This is a genomic window from Pseudomonas muyukensis (genome assembly GCF_019139535.1).
In the GTDB taxonomy this organism is placed as follows: domain Bacteria; phylum Pseudomonadota; class Gammaproteobacteria; order Pseudomonadales; family Pseudomonadaceae; genus Aquipseudomonas; species Aquipseudomonas muyukensis.
On the sequence record NZ_CP077073.1, the window covers coordinates 1,863,266 to 1,886,009 of the forward strand.

The 22,744-nt window shown below is 64.6% G+C and carries 20 protein-coding genes; 11 read left to right on the top strand and 9 right to left on the bottom strand.

Features of this window, described 5'->3' with window-relative positions:
• Positions 1 to 39: 39 nt before the first annotated feature.
• Entirely contained in the window at positions 40 to 2,766 is a 2,727-nt protein-coding gene (locus tag KSS95_RS08405) for an autotransporter outer membrane beta-barrel domain-containing protein (protein WP_217853250.1), read from the top strand.
• Here the strand turns inward: KSS95_RS08405 and KSS95_RS08410 are convergent.
• The 6 genes from KSS95_RS08410 to KSS95_RS08435 all read right to left on the bottom strand — a co-directional run bounded on the left by KSS95_RS08410 (position 2,754) and on the right by KSS95_RS08435 (position 8,733).
• Positions 2,754 to 3,143, bottom strand: a complete 390-nt coding sequence (locus tag KSS95_RS08410; RefSeq protein ID WP_217853252.1) for a TlpA family protein disulfide reductase — start codon at positions 3,141 to 3,143, stop codon at positions 2,754 to 2,756. The two genes, KSS95_RS08405 and KSS95_RS08410, sit on opposite strands and share 13 nt — an antisense overlap.
• Positions 3,144 to 3,248: 105 nt before the next feature.
• Positions 3,249 to 4,280 carry an AbrB family transcriptional regulator gene (locus KSS95_RS08415; protein ID WP_217853253.1) on the bottom strand — a complete coding sequence of 344 codons (1,032 nt, stop codon included), beginning with the start codon at positions 4,278 to 4,280 and terminating at the stop codon, positions 3,249 to 3,251.
• Positions 4,273 to 5,787, bottom strand: coding sequence for a tripartite tricarboxylate transporter permease (locus KSS95_RS08420; RefSeq protein ID WP_217853255.1), 1,515 nt, complete (start codon positions 5,785 to 5,787; stop codon positions 4,273 to 4,275). The genes KSS95_RS08415 and KSS95_RS08420 overlap by 8 nt, the downstream gene beginning before the upstream one ends.
• 3 nt (positions 5,788 to 5,790) lie before the next feature.
• A complete protein-coding gene (locus KSS95_RS08425) occupies positions 5,791 to 6,249 on the bottom strand; it encodes a tripartite tricarboxylate transporter TctB family protein (protein ID WP_217853257.1) in 459 nt (152 codons plus the stop codon).
• Between the two features lie 168 nt (positions 6,250 to 6,417).
• Complete coding sequence (locus KSS95_RS08430; RefSeq protein ID WP_217853258.1) at positions 6,418 to 7,398, bottom strand: Bug family tripartite tricarboxylate transporter substrate binding protein; 981 nt, start codon at positions 7,396 to 7,398, stop codon at positions 6,418 to 6,420.
• Positions 7,399 to 7,443: 45 nt separating this feature from the next.
• Positions 7,444 to 8,733, bottom strand: coding sequence for an OprD family porin (locus tag KSS95_RS08435; protein WP_217853259.1), 1,290 nt, complete (start codon positions 8,731 to 8,733; stop codon positions 7,444 to 7,446).
• A gap of 201 nt (positions 8,734 to 8,934) precedes the next feature.
• On the opposite strand from KSS95_RS08435, the gene KSS95_RS08440 reads away from it, so the two are divergent.
• Both KSS95_RS08440 and KSS95_RS08445 read left to right on the top strand, forming a co-directional pair.
• A complete protein-coding gene (locus KSS95_RS08440; protein WP_217853260.1) occupies positions 8,935 to 9,606 on the top strand; it encodes a response regulator in 672 nt (223 codons plus the stop codon).
• The gene (locus KSS95_RS08445; protein WP_217853261.1) at positions 9,599 to 10,978 is read left to right on the top strand and encodes a sensor histidine kinase; all 1,380 of its coding nucleotides are present in this window, start codon (positions 9,599 to 9,601) and stop codon (positions 10,976 to 10,978) included. The genes KSS95_RS08440 and KSS95_RS08445 overlap by 8 nt, the downstream gene beginning before the upstream one ends.
• 36 nt (positions 10,979 to 11,014) lie before the next feature.
• Here the strand turns inward: KSS95_RS08445 and KSS95_RS08450 are convergent, their stop codons facing one another.
• Both KSS95_RS08450 and ygfZ read right to left on the bottom strand, forming a co-directional pair.
• Positions 11,015 to 11,821 (bottom strand): HDOD domain-containing protein, encoded by an 807-nt coding sequence (locus KSS95_RS08450; protein ID WP_217853262.1) that lies wholly within the window; start codon positions 11,819 to 11,821, stop codon positions 11,015 to 11,017.
• Positions 11,822 to 11,876: 55 nt separating this feature from the next.
• Positions 11,877 to 12,818 carry a CAF17-like 4Fe-4S cluster assembly/insertion protein YgfZ gene (gene ygfZ / locus KSS95_RS08455; RefSeq protein WP_217853263.1) on the bottom strand — a complete coding sequence of 314 codons (942 nt, stop codon included), beginning with the start codon at positions 12,816 to 12,818 and terminating at the stop codon, positions 11,877 to 11,879.
• Positions 12,819 to 12,951: 133 nt separating this feature from the next.
• Between ygfZ and KSS95_RS08460 the strand changes: the two genes are divergently transcribed.
• Together KSS95_RS08460 and KSS95_RS08465 are read left to right on the top strand one after the other, a co-directional pair.
• A complete protein-coding gene (locus KSS95_RS08460) occupies positions 12,952 to 13,206 on the top strand; it encodes an FAD assembly factor SdhE (protein ID WP_134691421.1) in 255 nt (84 codons plus the stop codon).
• The gene (locus KSS95_RS08465; RefSeq protein WP_217853264.1) at positions 13,190 to 13,645 is read left to right on the top strand and encodes a protein YgfX; all 456 of its coding nucleotides are present in this window, start codon (positions 13,190 to 13,192) and stop codon (positions 13,643 to 13,645) included. The genes KSS95_RS08460 and KSS95_RS08465 overlap by 17 nt, the downstream gene beginning before the upstream one ends.
• A gap of 317 nt (positions 13,646 to 13,962) precedes the next feature.
• Here the strand turns inward: KSS95_RS08465 and nadB are convergent, their stop codons facing one another.
• Complete coding sequence (gene nadB / locus KSS95_RS08470; RefSeq protein ID WP_217853265.1) at positions 13,963 to 15,576, bottom strand: L-aspartate oxidase; 1,614 nt, start codon at positions 15,574 to 15,576, stop codon at positions 13,963 to 13,965.
• Between the two features lie 437 nt (positions 15,577 to 16,013).
• On the opposite strand from nadB, the gene rpoE reads away from it, so the two are divergent.
• The 6 genes from rpoE to lepB all read left to right on the top strand — a co-directional run bounded on the left by rpoE (position 16,014) and on the right by lepB (position 22,742).
• Positions 16,014 to 16,595 (top strand): RNA polymerase sigma factor RpoE/AlgU, encoded by a 582-nt coding sequence (gene rpoE / locus KSS95_RS08475; protein WP_010220971.1) that lies wholly within the window; start codon positions 16,014 to 16,016, stop codon positions 16,593 to 16,595.
• A 31-nt stretch (positions 16,596 to 16,626) separates the two neighbouring features.
• Entirely contained in the window at positions 16,627 to 17,217 is a 591-nt protein-coding gene (locus KSS95_RS08480) for a sigma-E factor negative regulatory protein (protein WP_217853266.1), read from the top strand.
• A 12-nt stretch (positions 17,218 to 17,229) separates the two neighbouring features.
• A complete protein-coding gene (locus KSS95_RS08485) occupies positions 17,230 to 18,195 on the top strand; it encodes a MucB/RseB C-terminal domain-containing protein (protein WP_217853267.1) in 966 nt (321 codons plus the stop codon).
• Positions 18,196 to 18,395: 200 nt separating this feature from the next.
• A complete protein-coding gene (locus KSS95_RS08490) occupies positions 18,396 to 19,796 on the top strand; it encodes a DegQ family serine endoprotease (RefSeq protein WP_437179604.1) in 1,401 nt (466 codons plus the stop codon).
• A 286-nt stretch (positions 19,797 to 20,082) separates the two neighbouring features.
• Positions 20,083 to 21,882, top strand: coding sequence for a translation elongation factor 4 (gene lepA / locus KSS95_RS08495; RefSeq protein WP_134693446.1), 1,800 nt, complete (start codon positions 20,083 to 20,085; stop codon positions 21,880 to 21,882).
• 5 nt (positions 21,883 to 21,887) lie between these two features.
• Positions 21,888 to 22,742: a signal peptidase I gene (lepB, locus tag KSS95_RS08500; RefSeq protein ID WP_217853269.1), complete on the top strand. Its 855-nt coding sequence runs from the start codon at positions 21,888 to 21,890 to the stop codon at positions 22,740 to 22,742.
• The last annotated feature ends 2 nt before the right edge of the window (positions 22,743 to 22,744 follow it).

Below are 22,744 nucleotides of genomic sequence, written 5' to 3' on the forward strand. Positions count from 1 at the left end.
AATCGTCTTACCTTTTCTCTCACGGGCGTCATTGCCCTGTTGACACTTGCGGTTTACTCCGGTCATGCCACCGCCCGCGACCTGGTGGGTGAAACATTGACCATCGATGCTTCCACCCCTATCACGTTCTACAATGCCACCGCCAACTCCACCTTGAATGTCAACGGTGCGCAGACCCAGGCCCTGCAGATGAACCAGTCGACGCTGAACATGACCAGCGGCGTCGTTTCGGTGACTTCCGGCAATGCCATCGGCCTGCTCGACGGCACTGCCACCATTGCCAACGCGAACATCGTCAACACCGGTAACGGCATGGGCCTGTTGCTGGCGCGCGGCTTCGGCCAATCGACCGCCAGCGTGAGTGACAGCCAGATCAGCGCAGGCATCGGTGCCCAGGTCACGGCTGGCAGTCAACTTTTGTTGCGCAACACCCAGGTGACCGGCAGGGTCGGCCCAGGCTTGCGGTTGCTGGGCGGCGCGACGCGGGTCGAGGGTGGCAGCCACATCACCGGGCAGACTGCCGGTGTGCAGATGTTCGCCGAAAGCACGACCAACAATGCGCCCCAGTTGACCTTGGACAACAGCCACGTGTCCGGAGTCGCCGGCCCGGCCATCGTGATCGGCCAAGGGACGGTCGCGACGCTGGACGTGCTCAATGGCTCCAGCCTGACGGGCGGCAACGGCACTGCCTTGCAGGTGCGTCAGCAGGGTACGGCCAACGTACGCGTCGACGCCTCCACGTTCAATGGTGGGATCGACAACGCCGGTACTTCGACCATCGGTTTCAGTGGTTCGGCCCTGAACGGTGATGCTGTTACCAGCGCTACCGGCAAACTCGACTTGGCGTTCCAAGATTCGACGATGACCGGCAGCATCAAGTCTGCGGGCATCACCCAGGCAAACCTGGTCCGTTCTTCGTTGAATGGCGATATCGAAAGCACAGGTACTTCGACGGTCACTCTCAATGCCTCGACCTTGAACGGTAATGTCACGACTGCGGAGAATGGCACGCTTGACCTTGCGCTTGTCGGCTCGGAAATGACCGGCAATATCCAATCCGCAGGCGCGACCCAGGCCAACTTCACCCGTTCTTCGTTGAAGGGTGATATCGACAGCTCGGGTACCTCGACGGTGACCTTCGCTGACTCGACCTTCAACGGCAATGCCACGACTGCGCAGAGCGGCACGCTCGACCTTACGCTCACCGATTCGGCCATGACGGGTAATATCCAGTCCGCCGGTACCACCCACGCAAACTTCACCCGTTCCTCGCTGACCGGCAACGTCGATGTCGGTTCTACCGGCGCCTTCGATCTGTTGCTGGCGCAAGGGCAGATGACCGGCGACGTGACTGTGACGCAGGGGGGAAGTGCCAGCCTCGATCTGCAGAACGGCGCGCAGTTGCTGGGGGCCTTGCGCAATGTGAACAGTGCCACGCTCGGTGGCGGTAGCCACTGGACGCTGAATGACGACAGCAATGTCGGTGATCTGGTCATGCAGGGTGGGCAGGTCACCTTTGGCGACCCAGGCCGCTTCCATAACCTGACGGTGACTAACCTCTCCGGTGACGGCACTTTCGTGATGGCCAATGATTTCGTTACCGGTGCTGGTGACCAGTTGATCGTCACCGGCAAGGCCGAGGGCAATCACGGCTTGCTGGTGGGCAGCAGCGGCCAGGAGGCCAGTGTTGATTCGCTGCGCCTGGTTCAGATCCAGACTCAGCCCCAGCCCGGCGAGCCCAGCGCGCATTTTTATCTGCTCAATGATCGTGAGCGAGTGGATGTGGGCGCCTACTCCTATGAACTGGCAGAGGATGAAAACGGCTGGGTGCTGAACCGCGAGACTCGCACCGTGGCGCCGATCACCATGACCGCCATGGCCCTGTTCAACACCCCGATCACCGTGGCCTATGGTGAGCTGAGCTCGCTGCGCAGCCGCATGGGCGAGTTGCGTTATAGCGAAGGCCGCAATGCCGGGCTGTGGATGCGTGCCTACGGCAACCAGTACAACGTCAGCGGCGCCTCACAGGGCGCGGGTTACCAGCAGAACCAGCGCGGCATGAGCCTGGGCGCCGACATGCAACTGGCCGACAGCGATTGGCTGGTGGGTGTGTTGGCCGGTAGCAGCCGTTCGGACCTGAACCTCGACTACGGCAGCTCCGGCACCGTCGACAGCTACTACGTGGGTGGCTACGCCACCTGGCTGGATCGTGAGACCGGCTTCTACGTCGATACCGTGCTCAAGTACAACCGCTACCAGAACAATGCCAAGGTAGGCATGAGCGACCACACCCGCAGCAAGGGCGACTACGACACCCACGGTGTGAGCGCCTCGGTGGAGGCGGGCAAGCACATCAAGCTCAACGACGGTTACTTCATCGAGCCCTTCGTCCAGGTGGCCACCGCCGCCGTCGCGGGCAAGGACTACACCTTCGACAACGGCCTGCGCGCCGAGGGCGACATGGCCAAGTCGTTGCTGGGCAAAGTGGGTACCACCGTCGGCAAGACCATCCCGCTCGATGGCGGGGCCATGGTGCAGCCCTACGTGAAGGGCGCCTTCGCCCACGAGTTTGCCCAGCGCAACCAGGTACAGGTCAACAACAACGTGTTCAACAATGACCTGTCCGGTTCGCGGGCCGAGTTGGGTGCCGGGGTATCACTGGCGCTGTCCAAGCAGTTTCGTGCGCATTTCGAAATCGAGTCCAGCTACGGCAAGCATATCGAGCAGCCCTATGGCGTGAATGTGGGCGTGCGTTACGATTTCTGATTGGATACCTGCTGATCACCTCTTAATGAGCCGAGTTCATCCTCGATCACGTCTAATTGGCTGGTCGCGATGATCTTCGGCTCTTTTTCTGGGGCCAGTAGTATCTGTGAGGGCAGGAACTGCAAGCCCAGGTCTTGAGCGAAGCGTGTCATGTCAGCGTCCAGCTGTGGATCATCCAGGTAAGGATCGACGTTGAATTCGTAGAACTCGAAGCTTTTGAAGTCCTCGGTGTCGGCCAGTTCGTTGATCTTTGGATATATCGCCTGGCAAGGAGGGCAACCGTTGGAGCGGATCAGTACCAATGTTGGATGGCTATGATTTTTACCCTGCACCAGGGCCTTCAAGGACTGGAGGTCAGGCAGGTTTTTCATGGGCATCTTGCAAACTCCGGCAGGCAAATGACTGTGTCATTCAACGCCACTGTGAGCCCAGGTGAAACTGGCAGAAATGCCAGTTGCTCAACCTGTGGAAAGCTTGTCGGTTCATGCCTTGCTCGCATTCCAGCGCCGAAACAACGGCTCGGCCAGAAACAGCACGAACAACAAGCGCATCACCTGCAACGCGGTCACCAACGGCACCGACAGTTGCAAGGTTTCGGCCGTCAGGCTCATTTCGGCAATCCCTCCCGGCATCATGCCCAGGGTCAGCGAACGCAGATCCAGCTGCGTCAGCCGGCTCAACCCCCACGCCGCCGCCGCGGCAATCAGCATGCACAGCGCGGTGGCCAGCAAGGTACGGCCAAGGAACGACGGTGCGCGGCGGAAGAACGCGCGGTTGAAGTGGCAGGCCAGGCCGCTGCCGATCAGCCACTGGCCGATCTGGCTGGCACCATTGGGCAAGCCAATCTGCAGATTGCCGGCAAGGCTCACCGTGGCCGCCACCAGCAACGGCCCGAACAGCCAGGGGTTGGGCTGGCGCAGGCGTTGCCAGAGCAGCGCCACGGCAACGCCCAACGGCGCGATCAGGGCCAGCCATCCCCAACTGACACTACCGGCATGATTCAGCGGCACGCCATCGCCCAGCAACACCTTGAACAGCGCCGGCACGCACAGCACCACCGCCAGCACCCGCAGGCTCTGCGCCGCGGCCACCTGGCTGAGCACCGCGCCGTTGCGCGCACCGAGGTTGACCATCTCGCCCGAACCACCGGGCATGCTGGCGAAGAACGCCGTGGCGCGGTCCTCGCCGGTGCGCCGCAGCAGCCACACGCTGATCACGCTGGACAACGTGGTGAACAGCGCGCCGAAGACGATCAGCGCGAAGTGCTCGGCGACCTGCTCGATCACCGCCGGGGTGAAGTGCAGGCCGATGCCGATGCCGATGATCCACTGGCCGCACTTGCGGCCATTGGGAATTTCGCTCAGCTGCCAGGGTGTCAGGCAGCGCACCAGGATGATTGCCAGCAGCGCACCGACCATCCACGGCAAGGGCCAGCCGACCTGGCTGGCGGCAAAGCCACCCGCCAGGCCGACCAGCCCGGTGGCCCAGAACAGCGGCAACGACCGGTCAGGCATCGGCCACGGCCCGGCGTTGCTGGGCCCGTTTGCGCCAGATGCGCAGCAGCGGCAGGCTCAGCATGCACACCACCAGCACCCACACGCCCATGCTGATCGGGCTCGACCAGAGAATGCCCAGCTCGCCGTTGGAGATCGACAGCGCGCGGCGCAGGTTCTGCTCCATCAGCCCGCCGAGGATGAACCCGAGCAGGATCGGCGACAGCGGGAAGTCCAGCTTGCGCAGGATGTAGCCCATGATGCCGATGCCGACCATCAGGAACAGGTCGAACGTGGTGGCATGCACGGCGTACACGCCGATCGCGGTGATGATCGCGATCACCGGCACCAGCGCCCAGTTCGGCACGGCGAGGATGCGGGTGAAGATGCGGATCATCGGGATGTTCAGGATCACCAGCATGATGTTGGCGATGAACAGCGAGGCGATCAGGCCCCAGACGATGTCCGGTTGCTGTTCGAACAGCAGCGGGCCGGGGGTGATGTTGTACAGGGTCAGCGCGCCGATCATCACCGCGGTGGTGCCCGAACCTGGCACGCCCAAGGTCAGCATCGGCACCAGGGCGCCGCAGCAGGAGGCGCCGATGGCGGTTTCCGGGGCGGCCAGGCCACGGGCGTCGCCCTTGCCGAACGTGCCCTTGTCGCCGGCCATGCGTTTTTCGGTCATGTAGGCCACGGCACTGGCCAGGGTCGCGCCGGCGCCGGGCAGCACGCCCATGAAGAAGCCGAGCAGGCCGCAGCGGATGTTGACGAAGAACACCGAGGCCGCTTCCTTGAAGTTGAACAGCATGCGCCCGGTGGCCTTGACCGCGATATGGCCATGGTGGGTCTTTTCCAGCAGCAACAGGATCTCGCTGATGGAGAACAGCCCCAGCACCAGCACCACGAACTGGATGCCGTCGGCCAGGTGCACGCTGTCGCCGGTGAAGCGGTACACGCCGCTGTTGGCGTCGATGCCCACCGCCGACAGGAACAGCCCGATCAACGCGGCGATGAAGGTCTTCAGCGGCTTGTCGCCGGCCATGCCGCCCAGGGCGACGATGGCGAACACCATCAGCACGAAGTACTCCGCCGGGCCGAAGGCAATCGCCCATTTCGCCAGCAGCGGGGCGAACAGCACCATGCCGCAGGTGGCGATCAGCGCGCCGATGAACGAGCTCCAGGCCGACAGCGACAGGGCCACGCCGGCCAGGCCCTGGCGGGCCATGGGGTAGCCGTCGAGGGTGGTCATCACGGTGGAGGCTTCGCCGGGGATGTTCAGCAGGATCGAGCTGATGCGCCCGCCGTATTCGCAGCCCAGGTACACCGCGGCCAGCAGGATCAGCGCCGACTCCGGCGGCAGGCCCAGGGCGAAGGCAATGGGGATCAGCAGGGCCACGCCGTTGATCGGGCCCAGGCCCGGCAGCAGGCCGACCACGGTGCCGATCAGGGTGCCGGTGAGGGCGGTGACCAGGTTGTATGGGCTCAAGGCGACGCCGAAGCCCTGGCCGAGGTAGCTCAAGGTATCCATGTGTCAGTTCTCCAGTACGTCGAGCAGGCCGAGGGGCAGGGGCACGTCCATCACGCGGTCGAACAGCCAGTAGAGAAAGACGCTCATGCCGATCACCACAATGGCGCTGTGCAACCAGCGTCCGCCATACAGGCGGGCCATGGGGATGCCGACCAGCACCGCGCTGAGGATGAAGCCCAGGGCCTCGAAGGTGGCGGCGAAGACGACCAGCAGGCCGACGCAGGCAGCGATCTTGACCAGGGTCTCGCGGTCCAGCTCCGGCTCGTCGTCCTTGCGCACGATGGGCGTGGGGCGAATCGCCAGATACAGCAGGCCCACGCCCATCAGGCCGAGCATCAGCAGCGGGTAGGCGCGCGGGCCCACCGGTTCATAGGAAAACGCGGCCTGGTAGGGCCAGGCCATCACGGCCAGCACGGCGCACAGCGCCAGCAGGGCCAGGGCAAACATACGTTGCAGGATCATGGGGGAATCCTCATGGTTCGGCATGACACGCGCCCCTGTAGGAGCGGCCTTGTGTCGCGAAAGGGCTGCAAAGCAGCCCCGGCACTTCATGCTGCGAAGCTGAAATCCTGGGGCCGCTGCGCAGCCCTTTCGCGACACAAGGCCGCTCCTACAGGGATCGTGGGTGGTTTACTGGATCAGCCCGAATTCCCGGGCCAGCGCCTTGTAGTCCGCCACCTGCTTCTTCACATAGCCGTCCAGTTCTTCGCCGGTCATGGCGAACGGGAACAGCTCGCGCTGGTCACGCAGCTTGGCGAAGTCTTCCGAGGCCAGCAGCTTGTCGAACGAGGCCTTCCACCAGGCGTAGTCCTCGTCGCTGACCTTCGGCCCCAGGTAGAAACCGCGCACCACCGGCCAGACGATGTCGTAGCCCTGCTCCTTGGCGGTGGGGATGTCTTTCATCTCTGGCTCGTCCAGGCGGTTCTCGGCGAACACCGCGAGGATGCGCATGCTGCCGCTCTGGATATGCGGCATGGAGTCGGAGATGTCGGTGGAACCTACCTGGATATGCCCGCCCAGCAACGCCGTGGCGATCTCGCCGCCGCCTTCAAGGGCCACGTAGCGCAGGTCGCGCGGGTTGATCCCGGCGGCCTTGGCGATCAGCGCGGTCTGCATCCAGTCCTGGCTGCCGACGGTACCGCCCGAGCCGATCACCACCTTGCTCGGGTCCTTCTTCAGCGCCGCCACCAGGTCGTCGAGGGTCTTGTAGGGCGAGTCGCTTTTCACCGCGATGGCGCCATAGCTGGTGCCGACCGCCGCCAGCCACTTCACCGCGTTCTCGTCGAAACGGCCGAACTTGCCCTGGGCCAGGTTCAGCAGCGAACCGCTGGACCAGGCCACCAGGGTACCGGCATCGGCCGGGCGCTGGGCGACCACGGCGTTGTAGGCCACCGCGCCGACGCCACCGGGCATGTAGGTGACCCGCATCGGCTTGCTGAGGATCTTCTCGTTGACCAGGGCGCTTTGCACCAGCTTGCAGGTCAGGTCGAAACCGCCGCCGGGCGAGGCCGGGGCGATGCATTCGGGGCGTTTCGGTTCCGCGGCCAGGGCGTTGCCTGCCAACAGCAGGCAACCGGTGGCGAGGACGAGGCGGCGCAGTGAAAAGGTCATCGTCTAACTCCGTGAGCGTTGTTGTTATGGATTACCGCAAATGGCTTACCACAGGGCCACGCTGTAGCTCACCAGCAGCCGCACCTCGTCCGCGTCGCGGGCGAAGTTGGAGCGGAAGGTGGCGTTGCGCAGGCGCACGGCGACGTTTTTCAACGGGCCGCTTTGTACCACGTACTTCAGTTCGGTGTTGCGTTCCCATTCCTTGCCCTCGCCCCCGGCGGCGCGGCTGACGTTGTCGCCACTGAGGTAGCGGGTCATGAAGGTCAGGCCGGGGATGCCCAGGGCGGCGAAGTTGTAGTCGTAGCGCGCTTGCCAGGAGCGCTCGTCGGCGCCTGCGAAGTCGTTGATCTGGACGAAGTTGACCAGGTAGGGGTCGGCACCATCGACGTAGGGGAAGGCGCTGTCGCCGGACAACTGCTGCCAGGCGCCGCTGACCTTGTGCCCGCCCAGGCTGTAGCTGAGCATGCCGTTGAAGGTGGTATTGTCGATGCGCCCAGCCTTGGCCGCGCCGGCATCGTCGCTGATCGCCAGGCGCAGGTCGGCGCCGAAGGTGCCCGGGCCCCAGGGCTGGGTGGCGAGCATGCCGATGAAGTGCTGGCGGTAGATATCGTCGAACTGGGCGAAGTGGTAGCTGGCAGTGATGCGGTCGGTGAACTGGTAGTCGAGGCCGCCGGTGTCGAAGTGGTCGGCGCTGAAGGTACCGCCAAAGCGGCTGTTCTTGTTGTTCAGCGCCAGGTCTTCCCAGTTGGTGTCGTTGCGGTCCTTGGCTTTTTCCAGGCGCGCACCGGTGAAGGTCAGGCCCTTGATTTCCTTCGAGGTCATCAAGCCGCCTTCGAAGGTCTGCGGCAGGATGCGCCCGTCGTTGGGCTGCAAGGTGGGCAGCTCGGGAATCAGCGTGCCGATTTTCAGTTCGGTCTGCGAGACCTTGACCTTGCCGGTCAGGCCGAGCTTGGCGTACTCGTCGGCGGCCTTGCCGTTGTCGTGGGTCGGCAGCAGGCCGGTGTCGGTGCGGTCCTTGCTGGAGTCGAGCTTGACCCCGAGCATGCCCAGCGCGTCCAGGCCGAAGCCCACGGTGCCCTCGGTGTAGCCGGACTCGAAGTTGAGCATGAAACCCTGGGCCCATTCGTCGCGCTTGGATTGCTGCGCGCTGGTGCCGTCGCGAAAGTCGCGGTTGAAGTACATGTTGCGGGTTTCGAAGGTGGCCGTGCTGTCTTCGAAGAAGGCGGCCTGGCTCATGGGCGCGATACCGGCAAGGGCGAAGGCGCTGGCGAGGGCGGAAGGTCGGGCGGCGAACGAACGGGTAGGCGCGAACGCCTGCGGCTGCATGGACAGCATCGTCGGTGACTCCATTTATTGTTCTTATGTGTTGCACCTTGCTGGTGCTTTTTGCCGGCGCGCGGGGCGACCGTGGTGCGATGCTAGGTAACCAACCTTTCGCTAACCTTTCAGTGTGAAAGGTTTCTCGCGAGGGCTTCACAGGCCACGCCACGGCGGTACACTCCGCGCAAAAGGCCCATGCCGGGCAGGGAGAATCCGATGCGAGTGTTGCTGGTCGAAGACCACCTGCAACTGGCCGAAAGCGTGGCCCAGGCCCTCAAGAGCCAGGGCTTGACCGTGGATGTGCTGCACGATGGCGTGGCCGCCGACCTGGCCCTGGCCAGCGAGGACTACGCCGTGGCGGTGCTTGATGTGGGCCTGCCGCGGCTGGACGGCTTCGAGGTGCTGGCGCGCCTGCGCGGGCGCGGCAAGACCTTGCCGGTACTGATGTTGACCGCGCGCAGCGATGTGAAGGACCGCGTGCATGGCCTGAACCTGGGGGCCGACGACTACCTGGCCAAGCCCTTCGAGCTCACCGAGCTGGAGGCGCGGGTCAAGGCGCTGTTGCGTCGCAGCGTGCTGGGTGGCGAGCGCCAGCAGCGCTGCGGGCCGCTGGTCTACGACCTGGATACCCGGCGTTTTACCCTCGAGGACGCGCCGTTGACCCTGACCCAGCGCGAACAGAGCGTGCTCGAGGCGCTGATCGCCCGGCCAGGACGGGTGATGAGCAAGGAGCAACTGGCCGCCCAGGTGTTCGGCCTGGACGAGGAGGCCAGCCCCGACGCCATCGAAATCTACATCCATCGCCTGCGCAAGAAGCTCGACGGCCAGCCGGTGCACATCGTCACCTTCCGCGGCCTGGGCTACCTGCTCGAGCACCGCGATGCGTGACAACGGCAGCCTGCGCGGGCGCTTGCTGGGCAACCTGGCGCTGCTGTTGGTGGTGCTGATGCTGGCCAGCGGCCTGAGTGCCTACTGGAACGGCCGCGAAGCCGCCGACACCGCCTACGACCGCACCCTGCTGGCCTCGGCCCGGACCATCGCCGCCGGCTTGTCGCAGCGCGACGGCACCCTCAGCGCGGATGTGCCCTACGTGGCCCTGGATACCTTTGCCTACGACAGCGCCGGGCGCATCTATTACCAGGTGCTGGACATCCAGCAGAAGCTGATCTCCGGCTACGAGCACCTGCCGCCGCCACCGCCGGGCACGCCGCGCACCGACGACTACCCGGCCCTGGCACGCTTCTACAACGCCACCTACCTCGGCCAGGACGTGCGCGTGGTCAGCCTGCTCAAGGCGGTCAGCGAGCCGAACATGAACGGCATGGCCGAAATTCGCGTGGCCGAGACCGAAGAGGCGCGGGTGCGCATGGCCCGGGGCCTGATGGCCGACACCCTGTTGCGCCTGGGCATGCTGGCCCTCGGCGCGCTGGTGATGGTGTGGTTCGCGGTCAGCGCTGCGCTGCGTCCGCTGGAGCGCCTGCGCACGGCGGTGGAAGAGCGTCAGCCGGACGACCTGCGTGCCTTGCCGGTGGTGCAGGTGCAGCGAGAACTGGGGCCACTGGTACGGGCCTTGAACCATTTCACCGAGCGCTTGCGCGGCCAGTTCGAGCGCCAGGCGCAGTTCATTGCCGACGCCGCCCATGAGCTGCGCACGCCGCTGGCGGCGCTCAAGGCGCGTGTCGAGCTGGGCTTGCGTTCGCGCGAGCCAGACGAATGGCGCAGCACCCTGGAAGCCGCCGCCCAGGGCACCGACCGCCTGACCCACCTGGCCAACCAGTTGCTGTCGATGGCGCGCGTGGAGAACGGCGCCCGCGCCATCGCCGAAGGCGGCGCCCAACGCCTGGACCTGAGCCAGCTGGCCCGCGAGCTGGGCATGGCCATGGCGCCGTTGGCCCACGCCCGCGGCGTGGCCCTGGCGTTGGAGGCCGAGGCGCCGGTGTGGCTCAAGGGCGAGCCGACCCTGCTCAACGAGCTGCTCAGCAACTTGGTGGACAACGCCCTGGCGCATACCCCGCCGGGCGGCGATGTGATCTTGCGGGTGCTGGCGCCGGCGGTGCTCGAGGTCGAGGACGACGGGCCGGGGATTCCCGAGGCCGAGCGCGAGCGGGTGTTCGAGCGCTTCTACCGGCGCAGCGCGCAGGGCAGCGGCTTGGGCCTGGCGATCGTCGGCGAGATCTGCCGGGCGCACCTGGCGCAGATCAGCTTGCATGATGGCGAGCGGGGCGGGTTGAAGGTGCGGGTGAGCTTCATCGCCGACTGAAGCCGCGCCTACAGGGCCGCCTCGCTAGCGGACGCTTCAACGCAACAGGCTGCGCGCATCGAGCAATTCCTGCATATCCAGTTCGGTACCGAACGGCAGCCCCAGGTGCCGATAGGCCGGCAACGCCGCCAATGGCCGGCTGCGCCCGCGCTGGCTGATGCAGCGGGCGATCTGCACGATGTCGATGTAGTCGATCTGCTCGGTGCGCCGGTCCAGGTCCTGCACCTGGCCGGGCAGGGTGATCAACTGTTCGGGGAACTCCCAGGCACTGAGGATCTTGTCGCCCAGCACCGGCTGGATCTGCTCGATCACGAAGTGCAGGCAGACCGGGTCGGAGAGCAGCTCGTTGTGCTCCTCGGCGTAGATCAGCACCGGCAGGGCGCCGATCTGGTGGACCAGGCCGCCGAGGGTGGCCTGGTCGGGCTTGAGTTGGGTATAGCGGCGGCACAGTTCATAGCTGATGCCTGCGACTTCCAGGCTGTTGGCCCATATATCACGCAGCTTTTGCTCCACCGCCGGGGCCCGGGCATGGAAGATCTGCTCGATCACCAGGCCGATGGCCAGGTTGCAGCTGTAGTTGATGCCCAGGCGGGTGATGGCGGTGTGCAGGTCGGTGACTTCTACCGCCGCGCGCATCAGCGGGCTGTTGACTACCTTGATCAGGCGCGCCGACAGCGCGGCATCCCGGCCGATCACCTTGCTCAGGGCGGACACGCTGATATCGCTGTCCTCGGCGGCTTCGCGGATGCTCAGGGCGACTTCCGGCAGGGTCGGCAGGACCAGGTCGTCCTTGTCGATGGCGGCGAGCAATTGCGCCTGGACCATTTCGGCCAGCTTGTTCATGAACGTCTCTACGGCAATGGTGGTGCAGCCCCGCTGTTACCACGGGGCGGGCTGGTCAGCGCTGGATTTCCCGGTCGCGGTCCAGTTCGTAAGGCAGGTCGAGCAACGTCAGGCGCGGGCCTTCCAGGCTGCCCAGGTGCAGGTTGTCATCGGCGACCGCGTCGGCGCTGAGCACGGCCAGCAGTTCGACGGCATTGCCGCTGCTGGCAGCGATCACCACCTCGCCGACCGACGAGCCATGGGTGGGCGAGAAAATCTCGGCGCCCGGCTCGGGTACCGCTGTCTCGGCCAGCGCCAGGCGGTATTGGCGGCGTTTGAGCTTGCCCAGGTACTGCATGCGGGCGACGATTTCCTGGCCGGTATAGCAACCTTTCTTGAAACTGACCCCATCGACCGCTTGCAGGTTGATCATCTGTGGGATGAACAGCTCGCGGGTCGGGCCCATCACCTGGCCGATGCCGGCGCGGACCTGGCCCAGCAGCCAGTCGTTGAGCGTAGCCGCGGGCAGCAGCGCGGCGAGTCGCTCGGCAACGCTGGCGGCCTGGTCGGCGGGTACCCAAAGTTCGACGCGGTCGGTGGAGGCGGTCACGGCGATCAAGCCTTCATGGCGAACGGTCGCGCCGGCTTCGCCTGGCACTGCCAGGCCCAGTGCCTGAAGCGCACTGTCGCCCTGCTGCAGGCCGAAGCGCGCCCAGGCCGCGCTTTCGTCGGCCAGGGTGGCCTTGGAGAACACCGCGTACTTCTTCAGGTCGGCCAGTTGCGCCTCGAGCAGCTCGCCGGCCATGGCCAGCAGGTAGCCGTTGCCCTCGGGCAGGATACGGAAGCTCGACTGCATGCGGCCCTTGACCATGCAGCGGGCACCAAGGCCGGCATGATCGTCGCTGAGGTAATTGATGTTGCAGGTCAGCTGGCCTTGCAGGAACTTGCCGGCGTCGGAGCCGCGGACGGCGAGGATGCCCTCATGGGTGAGGGAACAGAAGAAAGCGGAATCGGCCATGGGTCATCGCGGTAGCTAGAGACTGGCGGCCATCATAGAACGCCAGTAACAAAATAGGTAGGTGACTAGACCAACGCCTTGTGCCGCTTCGTTCGCCGCGCGGTATACTGCGCGCCCACTCGAGGAGGGCCCCATGGTCGAACAAACTGAACTCAACCGGCTTTTCTGGCATAGCCGCCGTGGCATGCTGGAACTTGACGTGCTGCTGGTCCCCTTCACCCAGGAAGTCTACCCGAGCCTGAGCGAAACCGACCGCGAGCTCTACCGTCGCCTGCTGACCTGCGAAGACCAGGACATGTTCGGCTGGTTCATGGAGCGCACCGAGTCGGAAGATCCGGAGCTGCAACGCATGGTCCGCATCATCCTGGACCGTGTCCAGCCCAAGTGAAGTATTCGAGTGCCGTTGGCAGGGCTCGCGCCGGCTGCTGACGGCCTACCTGGCCAGCTTGGCGCTGGCGCTGGCGACCCTCGCGGTAATCACCTTGCCGGCCTGGCTGCGCTGCCTGCTGGCGCTCGCCTGCCTTGCCCACGCCTGCTGGGCCATCCCCCGTCGTATTCTGCTGACCCATCCCCAGGCCATCACCGGTTTGCGCCGTGATGCGCGTGGTTGGCGCCTGTACAGCCGCGCGCGCGGCTGGCAGGCGGTGCGCCTGTGCCGTGACAGTATCGCGTTGCCGGGGCTGGTGGTGTTGCGCTTCGTGCGCAAGGGCCGGTGGTGGAGCGAGGGGCAGTGCATCCCGGGGGATGCGTTGGGGCAGGAGGCGCATCGGCGCTTGCGGGTGCGGCTGAAGTTCAGCCGGCGGCGCTGGGCCGAGGTATCGGGATGAGGTGCGAGCGTGATCCTAAGCCCCTGGCGCGATCCCCCGTAGGCGCCGGCTTGCCGGCGAACACCGGCGCAGCCGGTGCCATGCACCGCGGTGTCTGCTTCGCCAGCAAGGCTGGCGCCTACGGGGCCAGGTGGGGCGTAGGAGCCGGCTTGCCGGCGAACACCGGCGCAGCCGGTGCCATGCACCGCAGTGTCTGCTTCGCCAGCAAGGCTGGCGCCTACGTGGCCGGGGTGGGCGTAGGAGCCGGCGTTGCCGGCGAACACCGGCGCAGCCGGTGCCATGCACCGCGGTGTCTGCCTCGCCAGCAAGGCTGGCTTCTACGAGACGAGGGTGGGCGTGAGGATGGTGTCCATGGCCTCGGGCAGCATTCCTGGGTAATCCAGGGTGTAGTGCAACCCTCGGCTCTCTTTGCGCTGCATCGCCGAACGGATCATCAGCTCGGCCACCTGGGCCAGGTTGCGCAACTCGATGAGGTCGCGGCTGACCTTGTAGTTGCTGTAGAACTCATCGATCTCGTCCAGCAGCAGTCGCACCCGATGCTCGGCGCGTTGCAGGCGCTTGCTGGTGCGCACGATGCCGACGTAGTCCCACATGAACCGCCGCAATTCGTCCCAGTTGTGCGCGATGATCACGTCCTCGTCCGAATCGGTGACCTGGCTTGCGTCCCAGCAGGGCAGGGCATGCGGCATCGCCACTGTTGCCAGGTGCGCTTCGATGTCGGCGGCCGCCGCGCGGCCATAGACGAAACACTCGAGCAACGAGTTGCTGGCCATGCGGTTGGCGCCATGCAGGCCGGTAAAACTGGTTTCGCCAATGGCGTACAGGCCGGGCACGTCAGTGTGGCCGCGCGCGTCGACCATCACCCCGCCGCAGGTATAGTGGGCCGCGGGCACCACCGGGATCGGCTGGCGGGTGATGTCGATGCCGAAGGTCAGGCAGCGTTCATGCACCGTGGGGAAGTGGCTCTTGATGAAATCGGCCGGTTTGTGGCTGATGTCCAGGTATACGCAGTCCACGCCCAGGCGCTTCATCTCGTGGTCGATGGCGCGGGCGACGATATCCCGCGGCGCCAGCTCTTCGCGGGGGTCGAAACGGGGCATGAAGCGCTCGCCATTGGGCAGGCGCAGCAGCGCTCCCTCGCCGCGCAGGGCCTCGGTTACCAGAAAGCTCTTGGCTTGCGGGTGGTACAGGCAGGTGGGGTGGAACTGGTTGAACTCAAGGTTGGCGACCCGACAGCCGGCGCGCCAGGCCATGGCGATGCCATCGCCGCAGGCGCCATCGGGGTTGCTGGTATAGAGGTAGACCTTGGCTGCGCCGCCGGTGGCCAGCACGGTGAAGCGCGCGCCAAAGGTGTCGACTTCGCCGCTGTTGCGGTTGAGCACATAGGCGCCCAGGCAGCGTTCGCCCGCAAGCCCCAGGCGCCGCTCGGTGATCAGGTCGACCGCCACGCGCTGTTCCAGCAACTCGATGTTCGGGCGCTGGCGGGCCTGGTCGAGCAGGGTCTTAAAAATCGCCGCGCCAGTGGCGTCGGCGGCATGGATGATGCGCCGGTGGCTATGCCCGCCCTCGCGGGTCAGGTGGAACTCGAAGCCGCCGTCGTCGACACTGTAGTGTTCGTCGCGGGTGAACGGCACGCCCTGCTCGATGAGCCACTGGATGGCCTCGCGGCTGTGCTCGACGGTGAAACGCACGGCGTCTTCATGGCACAGGCCGCCGCCGGCGTTGAGGGTGTCCTCGACATGGGATTGCACGGTATCGGTGTCGTCGAGCACCGCGGCGACGCCGCCCTGGGCCCAGAAGGTCGAACCGTTGGCCAGGTCGCCCTTGCTCAGCACGGCGACGCGCAGGTGGCCAGGAAGGTTCAGTGCCAGGCTGAGACCGGCGGCACCACTGCCGATCACCAGGACATCATGTTGGAATTGTTGGCTCATGTCGGGACACTAGTAATCTTTGGAGGGGGCACGGCACAATAGTCGAGCGCAGATGGCACTGTGAAACTATCGTGAAAGCAGACCGGGATGCCTTTATAGCAGCCCCAGGTGCCTGATTTCCAATGGCGCTTGCGCAGGTTAGGACGATCTTCGTGGAACTTTCCGATACCCTGGGAAATCCTATGAAGGCTGCCCATACCTCACAGTTTGCCGAGGCGATGCAGGGCGGCAGCTCTATCTTGGGCTGACACCTGCGTACATCAGACCAGATTATCGACGCAGCCGGCCGTGACCGCGCTGCGTCTTCCGTGCGAGCCGACCAAGGGCCGCAGGAAACTTGCTTGGAGGGGAGAACTTTTGCGCAAAGCCCGAGTCTATGGTTGCAAGCCTGAACGATGGCTGTTGCAACGCTCCTTCGAGTCCACCGAGGAGTGTTCATGCTAACCCAGGAAGAGGATCAGCAGCTTGTCGAGCGCGTGCAGCGCGGCGACAGGCGAGCGTTCGATCTGTTGGTGCTGAAGTATCAGCACAAGATTCTCGGGTTGATCGTGCGTTTTGTTCACGACACCCATGAAGCGCAGGACGTGGCGCAGGAAGCCTTCATCAAGGCATACCGGGCGCTTGGGAATTTTCGCGGTGACAGTGCGTTCTATACCTGGCTGTACCGCATCGCCATCAACACGGCGAAGAACTACCTGGTATCCCGTGGAAGACGGCCACCAGACAGCGATGTGAGCTCCGAGGATGCGGAGTTTTACGACGGCGATCATGGTCTCAAGGATCTCGAGTCCCCAGAGCGCGCGTTGTTGCGGGATGAAATCGAAGGCACTGTCCATCGCACCATCCAGCAACTGCCGGAAGACCTGCGTACAGCATTGACGCTGCGCGAGTTCGATGGACTGAGTTACGAAGACATTGCCAGTGTCATGCAATGTCCGGTGGGTACCGTGCGCTCTCGAATCTTCCGCGCTCGGGAGGCCATAGACAAAGCCCTGCAACCTTTGTTGCAGGAAACCTGAGACAGCGGCGACAGCCAAGAGAGGAACCGCCATGAGTCGTGAAGCTTTGCAGGAATCGCTGTCCGCGGTGATGGATAACGAAGCGGACGAACTTGAACTGCGTCGCGTGCTGAACGCCGTCGACGACGCCGAAACCCGTGCCACCTGGTCGCGTTACCAGGTTGCCCGTGCTGCCATGCACAAGGAACTGCTGCTGCCCAAGCTGGATATCGCCTCGGCGGTGTCTGCGGCGCTGGCCGACGAGGCCGTGCCGGCCAAGGTCAAGCAGGGCCCTTGGCGCAGCATTGGCCGCCTGGCCGTGGCCGCCTCGGTGACCGTCGCCGTGCTGGCCGGGGTGCGCTTTTACAACCAGGACGAGATCAGCGGTGCCGAACTTGCCGCCCAGCAGCCTGCCCAGCAGGGCCTGAGCATGCCGCAGGCACAGGGCCCGGCCGTTCTGGCAGGCTATAGTGAAGGCAGTGAACAACCCACCGGGCCGATGGCCAACGGTGTGCTGCAGAACCAGGCCGGCTGGGATCAGCGCCTGCCAGGCTACCTGCGCCAGCACGCCCAGGAGTCCGCGCTCAAGGGCAACGAGACCGCACTGCCCTATGCTCGCGCCGCCAGCCTGGAAAACCGCTAAGTAAGGAGGATCATGCGCGCGCTACCTCTCCTGTCGCTGCTGCTCGGCAGCAGCCTGACGGTGCAGGCACTGGCGGCCAACTCCTCGCCTGAGGCGAGCGAGTGGCTGAACAAGCTGGCACGGGCCGAACAGGCGCAGAGTTACCAGGGCGCCTTCGTCTACGAACGCAACGGCAGCTTCTCAACCCACGATATCTGGCATCGCGTCCAGGACGGCAAAGTCAGCGAGCGGCTGTTGCAGCTCGACGGCTCGGCCCAGGAAATCGTGCGGGTCGATGGCAAGGTGCAATGCGTCAGTGGCGAGCTGGCCAGCGGTGTAGGCACGCCCCCCGATTCCGCGCCGCGCGTGCTCGATCCCCTGAAACTGATGAGCTGGTACGACCTGGGCGTGGCGGGCAAGTCACGCGTCGCCGGGCGCGACGCGGTGATCGTCACGCTGACCCCGCGCGACCAGCATCGCTACGCCTTCGAATTGCACCTGGACCGCCGTTCCGGCCTGCCGCTGCGCTCGTTGATGCTCAACGACAAGGGCCAGTTGCTCGAGCGTTTCCAGATGACCCGCCTGGACACCGACACCTTGCCCAGCGACGCCGACCTCACGGCCAGCGCCGCCTGCAAGCCGGTCGAGCGAGGCGCTTCCAGTGCGGCCATGGCCGTTGCCGGCTGGCGCTCGGACTGGCTGCCGCCGGGCTTCGAACTGGTCAACAGCGCGCAGCGTCGTGATCCCTCGAGCAAGCGCACGGTCAGCAGCCTGATGTACGACGACGGCCTGGCCCGCTTCTCGGTGTTCCTCGAGCCCATCGGCAACGAGTCCGGCGTGGACACCCGTGCCCAGCTCGGCCCGACCGTTGCCGTTTCGCGACGGCTGAACACCCCCAAAGGCAAGGTGATGGTCACGGTGGTCGGGGAGATCCCGTTGGGTACCGCCGAGCGCGTCGCCCTGTCGATGCGGGCCCAGGATGCTCAGGCACGGCAATGACGGCACAGCCTTTGACAGCTCTTGTTACACAGAGCTGACATGAAATTAAAGCATTGTCATTTGCAATCCAGCCGCAAATTTTCTATAGGTCAGGCTTCTCGGAGTCTGGCCTTTCCTGCGTTTGCAGGGACCTTACTGCTAACTACGCTCGTTGTGACGGGAGCCGTATGTCAATACCACGCTTGAAAACCTACCTATCGATGTTCGCCGCCGTGCTCATGCTCGGCCAGGTGCTCAGCGCCCAGGCCGAGGAGTCCCTGCCGGACTTTACCACCCTGGTCGAGCAGGCCTCGCCGGCGGTGGTCAACATCAGTACCAAGCAAAAGTTGCCGGACCGCCGCGTCGCCGCCGGGCAGATGCCCGACCTCGAAGGCCTGCCGCCGATGTTCCGCGAGTTCTTCGAGCGCAACATGCCGCAGCAACCACGTTCGCCCCGCGGCGACCGCCAGCGTGAGGCCCAGTCGCTGGGCTCGGGCTTCATCATTTCCAGCGACGGCTACGTGCTGACCAACAACCACGTGGTCGCCGACGCCGACGAGATCATCGTCCGCCTGTCCGATCGCAGCGAGCTGCAGGCCAAGCTGGTCGGCACCGACCCACGCACCGACGTGGCCCTGCTCAAGGTCGAGGGCAAGAACCTGCCGATCGTCAAGCTGGGCGATTCGGAAAAACTCAAGGTCGGTGAGTGGGTATTGGCCATCGGTTCGCCGTTCGGCTTCGACCACTCGGTGACCAAGGGCATCGTCAGCGCCAAGGGGCGCACCCTGCCCAACGACACCTACGTGCCGTTCATCCAGACCGACGTGGCCATCAACCCGGGCAACTCCGGTGGCCCGCTGTTCAACATGAAAGGCGAGGTGGTGGGCATCAACTCGCAGATCTTCACCCGCTCCGGCGGCTTCATGGGCCTGTCGTTCGCCATCCCGATCGACGTGGCGCTGGATGTGTCCAACCAGCTGAAGAAAGACGGCAAGGTCAGCCGCGGCTGGCTGGGCGTGGTGATCCAGGAGGTCAACAAGGACCTGGCCGAGTCGTTCGGCCTGGACAAGCCGGCCGGCGCGCTGGTGGCCCAGGTGCTGGAAGACGGCCCGGCAGCCAAGGGCGGCCTGCAGGTGGGCGACGTGATCCTGAGCATGAACGGCCAGCCGATCGTCATGTCCGCCGACCTGCCGCACCTGGTGGGCAGCCTCAAGGATGGCGCCAAGGCCAAGCTTGAGATCATCCGCAACGGCAAGCGCCAGAACCTCGACATCACCGTTGGTGCCTTGCCAGAAGAGGATGCCGACATTGGCACCGGCGGCCAGGGTGGCGCCGAGCGCAGCAGCAATCGCCTGGGCGTTTCGGTCACCGACCTGACGGCCGAGCAGAAAAAGTCCCTGGAGCTCAAGGGCGGCGTGGTCATCAAGGAAGTCCAGGACGGCCCGGCAGCGTTGATCGGCCTGCGTCCGGGCGATGTCATCAGCCACCTGAACAACCAGGCGATCATCTCGGCCAAGCAGTTCACCGAAATCGCCAAGGAGCTGCCGAAGAACCGTTCGGTGTCGATGCGCGTGCTGCGTCAGGGGCGCGCCAGCTTCATCACCTTCAAACTGGCTGAATAAGCGGGTTCTGAAGTAGGAAAAGGGCAGCTTCGGCTGCCTTTTTTTCGTAAAGCAAACAATCAGCCCCTGTTCCAGGTGGGCGTCATCCATCCATCGCGTTGCCTGCTTCGCCAGCAAGGCTGGCTCCTACGCGACCGGGCAGGCTGCAAATGCTGTAGGAGCCGGCCTTGCCGGCGAACACGGGCGCAACTGATAGAGGAATCTCCCATATCCCCGCAGCTTGAGGTACAATTCCCGGCTATTTTTCGGCGGGCGTCCGGCTCGCAGCCTTTTCGAGTGTTGACCCGTGAGTGATTTGAGTCATATCCGCAATTTCTCCATCATCGCCCACATCGACCATGGCAAGTCGACGCTGGCCGACCGTTTCATCCAGATGTGCGGTGGCCTGTCGGCGCGCGAAATGGAAGCCCAGGTCCTCGACTCCATGGACCTGGAGCGCGAACGCGGCATCACCATCAAGGCCCACAGCGTCACGCTCAACTACAAGGCGCAGGACGGCAAGGTCTACCAGCTGAACTTCATCGACACCCCCGGCCACGTCGACTTCACCTACGAAGTCTCGCGTTCGCTGGCGGCCTGTGAAGGCGCGCTGCTGGTGGTCGATGCCGGTCAAGGCGTCGAGGCCCAGTCCGTGGCCAACTGCTACACCGCCATCGAGCAGGGCCTGGAAGTCATGCCGGTGCTGAACAAGATGGACCTGCCCCAGGCCGACCCGGACCGCGTCAAGGACGAGATCGAGAAGATCATCGGCATCGACGCCACCGACGCCGTGGCTTGCAGCGCCAAGAGCGGCATGGGCGTGGACGAGGTGCTCGAGCGCCTGGTGCAGACCATCCCCGCGCCAGAGGGTGATATCGACGCGCCGCTGCAGGCGCTGATCATCGACTCCTGGTTCGACAACTACCTGGGCGTGGTCTCCCTGGTGCGCGTGCGCCACGGCCGCGTCAAGAAAGGCGACAAGATCCTGGTCAAGTCCACCGGCAAGGTGCACCTGGTCGACAGCGTGGGTGTGTTCACCCCGAAACACACCCAGACCGCCGACCTGAAGGCCGGTGAAGTGGGCTTCATCATCGCCAGCATCAAGGACATTCACGGCGCGCCGGTGGGCGACACCCTGACCCTGTCCAACACCCCGGAAGTCGAAGTGCTGCCGGGCTTCAAGAAGATCCAGCCACAGGTCTATGCCGGCCTGTTCCCGGTCAGCTCCGACGACTTCGAGGACTTCCGCGACGCCCTGCAGAAGCTGACCCTGAACGACTCGTCGCTGCAATACATGCCGGAAAGCTCCGACGCCCTGGGCTTCGGCTTCCGCTGCGGCTTCCTCGGCATGCTGCACATGGAGATCATCCAGGAGCGCCTGGAGCGCGAATACGACCTGGACCTGATCACCACCGCGCCAAGCGTGATCTACGAGCTCGAGCTCAAGACCGGCGAAACCATCGTCGTCGACAACCCATCGAAGCTGCCGGACGTCTCGTCCGTCACCGACTTCCGCGAGCCGATCGTCACCGCGACCATCCTGGTGCCGCAGGAGCACCTGGGCAACGTCATCACCCTGTGCATCGAGAAACGCGGCGTGCAGCGCGACATGCAGTTCCTCGGCAGCCAGGTGCAGGTGCGCTACGACATGCCGATGAACGAGGTGGTGCTGGACTTCTTCGACCGTCTCAAGTCCACCAGCCGCGGCTACGCGTCGCTGGACTACCATTTCGACCGCTACCAGTCGGCCAACCTGGTCAAGCTGGATGTGCTGATCAACGGCGACAAGGTCGATGCCCTGGCTCTGATCGTGCACCGCGACAACGCCGCCTACAAAGGCCGTGCGTTGACCGAAAAGATGAAGGAACTGATCCCTCGGCAAATGTTCGACGTGGCGATCCAGGCAGCCATTGGCGGCCAGATCATCGCGCGGACGACCGTCAAGGCGCTCAGAAAGAACGTACTGGCCAAGTGCTACGGCGGTGACGTCAGCCGTAAGAAGAAACTGCTGGAGAAGCAGAAGGCCGGTAAGAAACGCATGAAACAGGTGGGTAACGTGGAGATTCCACAGGAAGCCTTCCTCGCCGTGCTCAGGTTGGATAGCTAGGTCCTATGTCGCTAAATTTCCCGCTGTTGCTCGTCATCGCCGTTGCCGTCTGCGGTCTGTTGGGTCTGCTCGACCTGCTGTTCCTGGCCCCGCGCCGGCGCGCGGCGATCGCCAACTACCAGGGCAGCGTCAGCCAGCCCGAACTGGCCGTGGTCGAACGCCTGAACAAGGAGCCCTTGCTGGTTGAGTACGGCAAGTCGTTCTTCCCGGTGCTGTTCATCGTGCTGGTGCTGCGCTCGTTCCTGGTGGAGCCGTTCCAGATCCCGTCGGGTTCGATGAAGCCGACGCTGGAAGTGGGCGACTTCATCCTGGTGAACAAGTTCTCCTACGGCATCCGCCTGCCGGTGATCGACAAGAAGGTCATCGAGGTCGGCGACCCGCAGCGCGGGGATGTGATGGTGTTCCGCTATCCCAGCGACCCGAACGTCAACTACATCAAGCGTGTGGTCGGCCTGCCGGGCGACGTGATCCGCTACACCAGCGACAAGCGCCTGTACGTCAACGGCCAGTCGATTGCCGAGCAGTTGGTCGGCAGCGAGCCGGGCACGCTGGGCAGCGCCGAGCTGTACAAGGAGAAACTCGGCGAGGCCGAGCACCTGATCCGCAAGGAAATGACCCGCTACCGCATGCCGCCGGACCAGCAATGGACCGTGCCGGCGGGTCACTACTTCATGATGGGTGACAACCGCGACAACTCCAACGACAGCCGTTTCTGGGACGATCCGAACATTCCCAAGGAACTGCACGGCATGGTTCCGGACCGCAACATCGTCGGCAAGGCTTTCGCGGTCTGGATGAGCTGGCCGGAGCCGAAACTCAGCCACTTCCCGAACCTGTCGCGGGTCGGGCTGATCCATTGAGT

Bases quoted from the DNA above. Each gene is read 5' to 3' on its own strand.
- KSS95_RS08410 (WP_217853252.1), bottom strand. From the start codon at position 3,143: ATGCCCATGAAAAACCTGCCTGACCTCCAGTCCTTGAAGGCCCTGGTG.
- KSS95_RS08415 (WP_217853253.1), bottom strand. From the start codon at position 4,280: ATGCCTGACCGGTCGTTGCCGCTGTTCTGGGCCACCGGGCTGGTCGGC.
- KSS95_RS08420 (WP_217853255.1), bottom strand. From the start codon at position 5,787: ATGGATACCTTGAGCTACCTCGGCCAGGGCTTCGGCGTCGCCTTGAGC.
- KSS95_RS08425 (WP_217853257.1), bottom strand. From the start codon at position 6,249: ATGATCCTGCAACGTATGTTTGCCCTGGCCCTGCTGGCGCTGTGCGCC.
- KSS95_RS08430 (WP_217853258.1), bottom strand. From the start codon at position 7,398: ATGACCTTTTCACTGCGCCGCCTCGTCCTCGCCACCGGTTGCCTGCTG.
- KSS95_RS08435 (WP_217853259.1), bottom strand. From the start codon at position 8,733: ATGCTGTCCATGCAGCCGCAGGCGTTCGCGCCTACCCGTTCGTTCGCC.
- KSS95_RS08440 (WP_217853260.1), top strand. From the start codon at position 8,935: ATGCGAGTGTTGCTGGTCGAAGACCACCTGCAACTGGCCGAAAGCGTG.
- KSS95_RS08445 (WP_217853261.1), top strand. From the start codon at position 9,599: ATGCGTGACAACGGCAGCCTGCGCGGGCGCTTGCTGGGCAACCTGGCG.
- KSS95_RS08450 (WP_217853262.1), bottom strand. From the start codon at position 11,821: ATGAACAAGCTGGCCGAAATGGTCCAGGCGCAATTGCTCGCCGCCATC.
- ygfZ (WP_217853263.1), bottom strand. From the start codon at position 12,818: ATGGCCGATTCCGCTTTCTTCTGTTCCCTCACCCATGAGGGCATCCTC.
- KSS95_RS08460 (WP_134691421.1), top strand. From the start codon at position 12,952: ATGGTCGAACAAACTGAACTCAACCGGCTTTTCTGGCATAGCCGCCGT.
- nadB (WP_217853265.1), bottom strand. From the start codon at position 15,576: ATGAGCCAACAATTCCAACATGATGTCCTGGTGATCGGCAGTGGTGCC.
- rpoE (WP_010220971.1), top strand. From the start codon at position 16,014: ATGCTAACCCAGGAAGAGGATCAGCAGCTTGTCGAGCGCGTGCAGCGC.
- KSS95_RS08480 (WP_217853266.1), top strand. From the start codon at position 16,627: ATGAGTCGTGAAGCTTTGCAGGAATCGCTGTCCGCGGTGATGGATAAC.
- KSS95_RS08485 (WP_217853267.1), top strand. From the start codon at position 17,230: ATGCGCGCGCTACCTCTCCTGTCGCTGCTGCTCGGCAGCAGCCTGACG.
- KSS95_RS08490 (WP_437179604.1), top strand. From the start codon at position 18,396: ATGTTCGCCGCCGTGCTCATGCTCGGCCAGGTGCTCAGCGCCCAGGCC.
- lepB (WP_217853269.1), top strand. From the start codon at position 21,888: ATGTCGCTAAATTTCCCGCTGTTGCTCGTCATCGCCGTTGCCGTCTGC.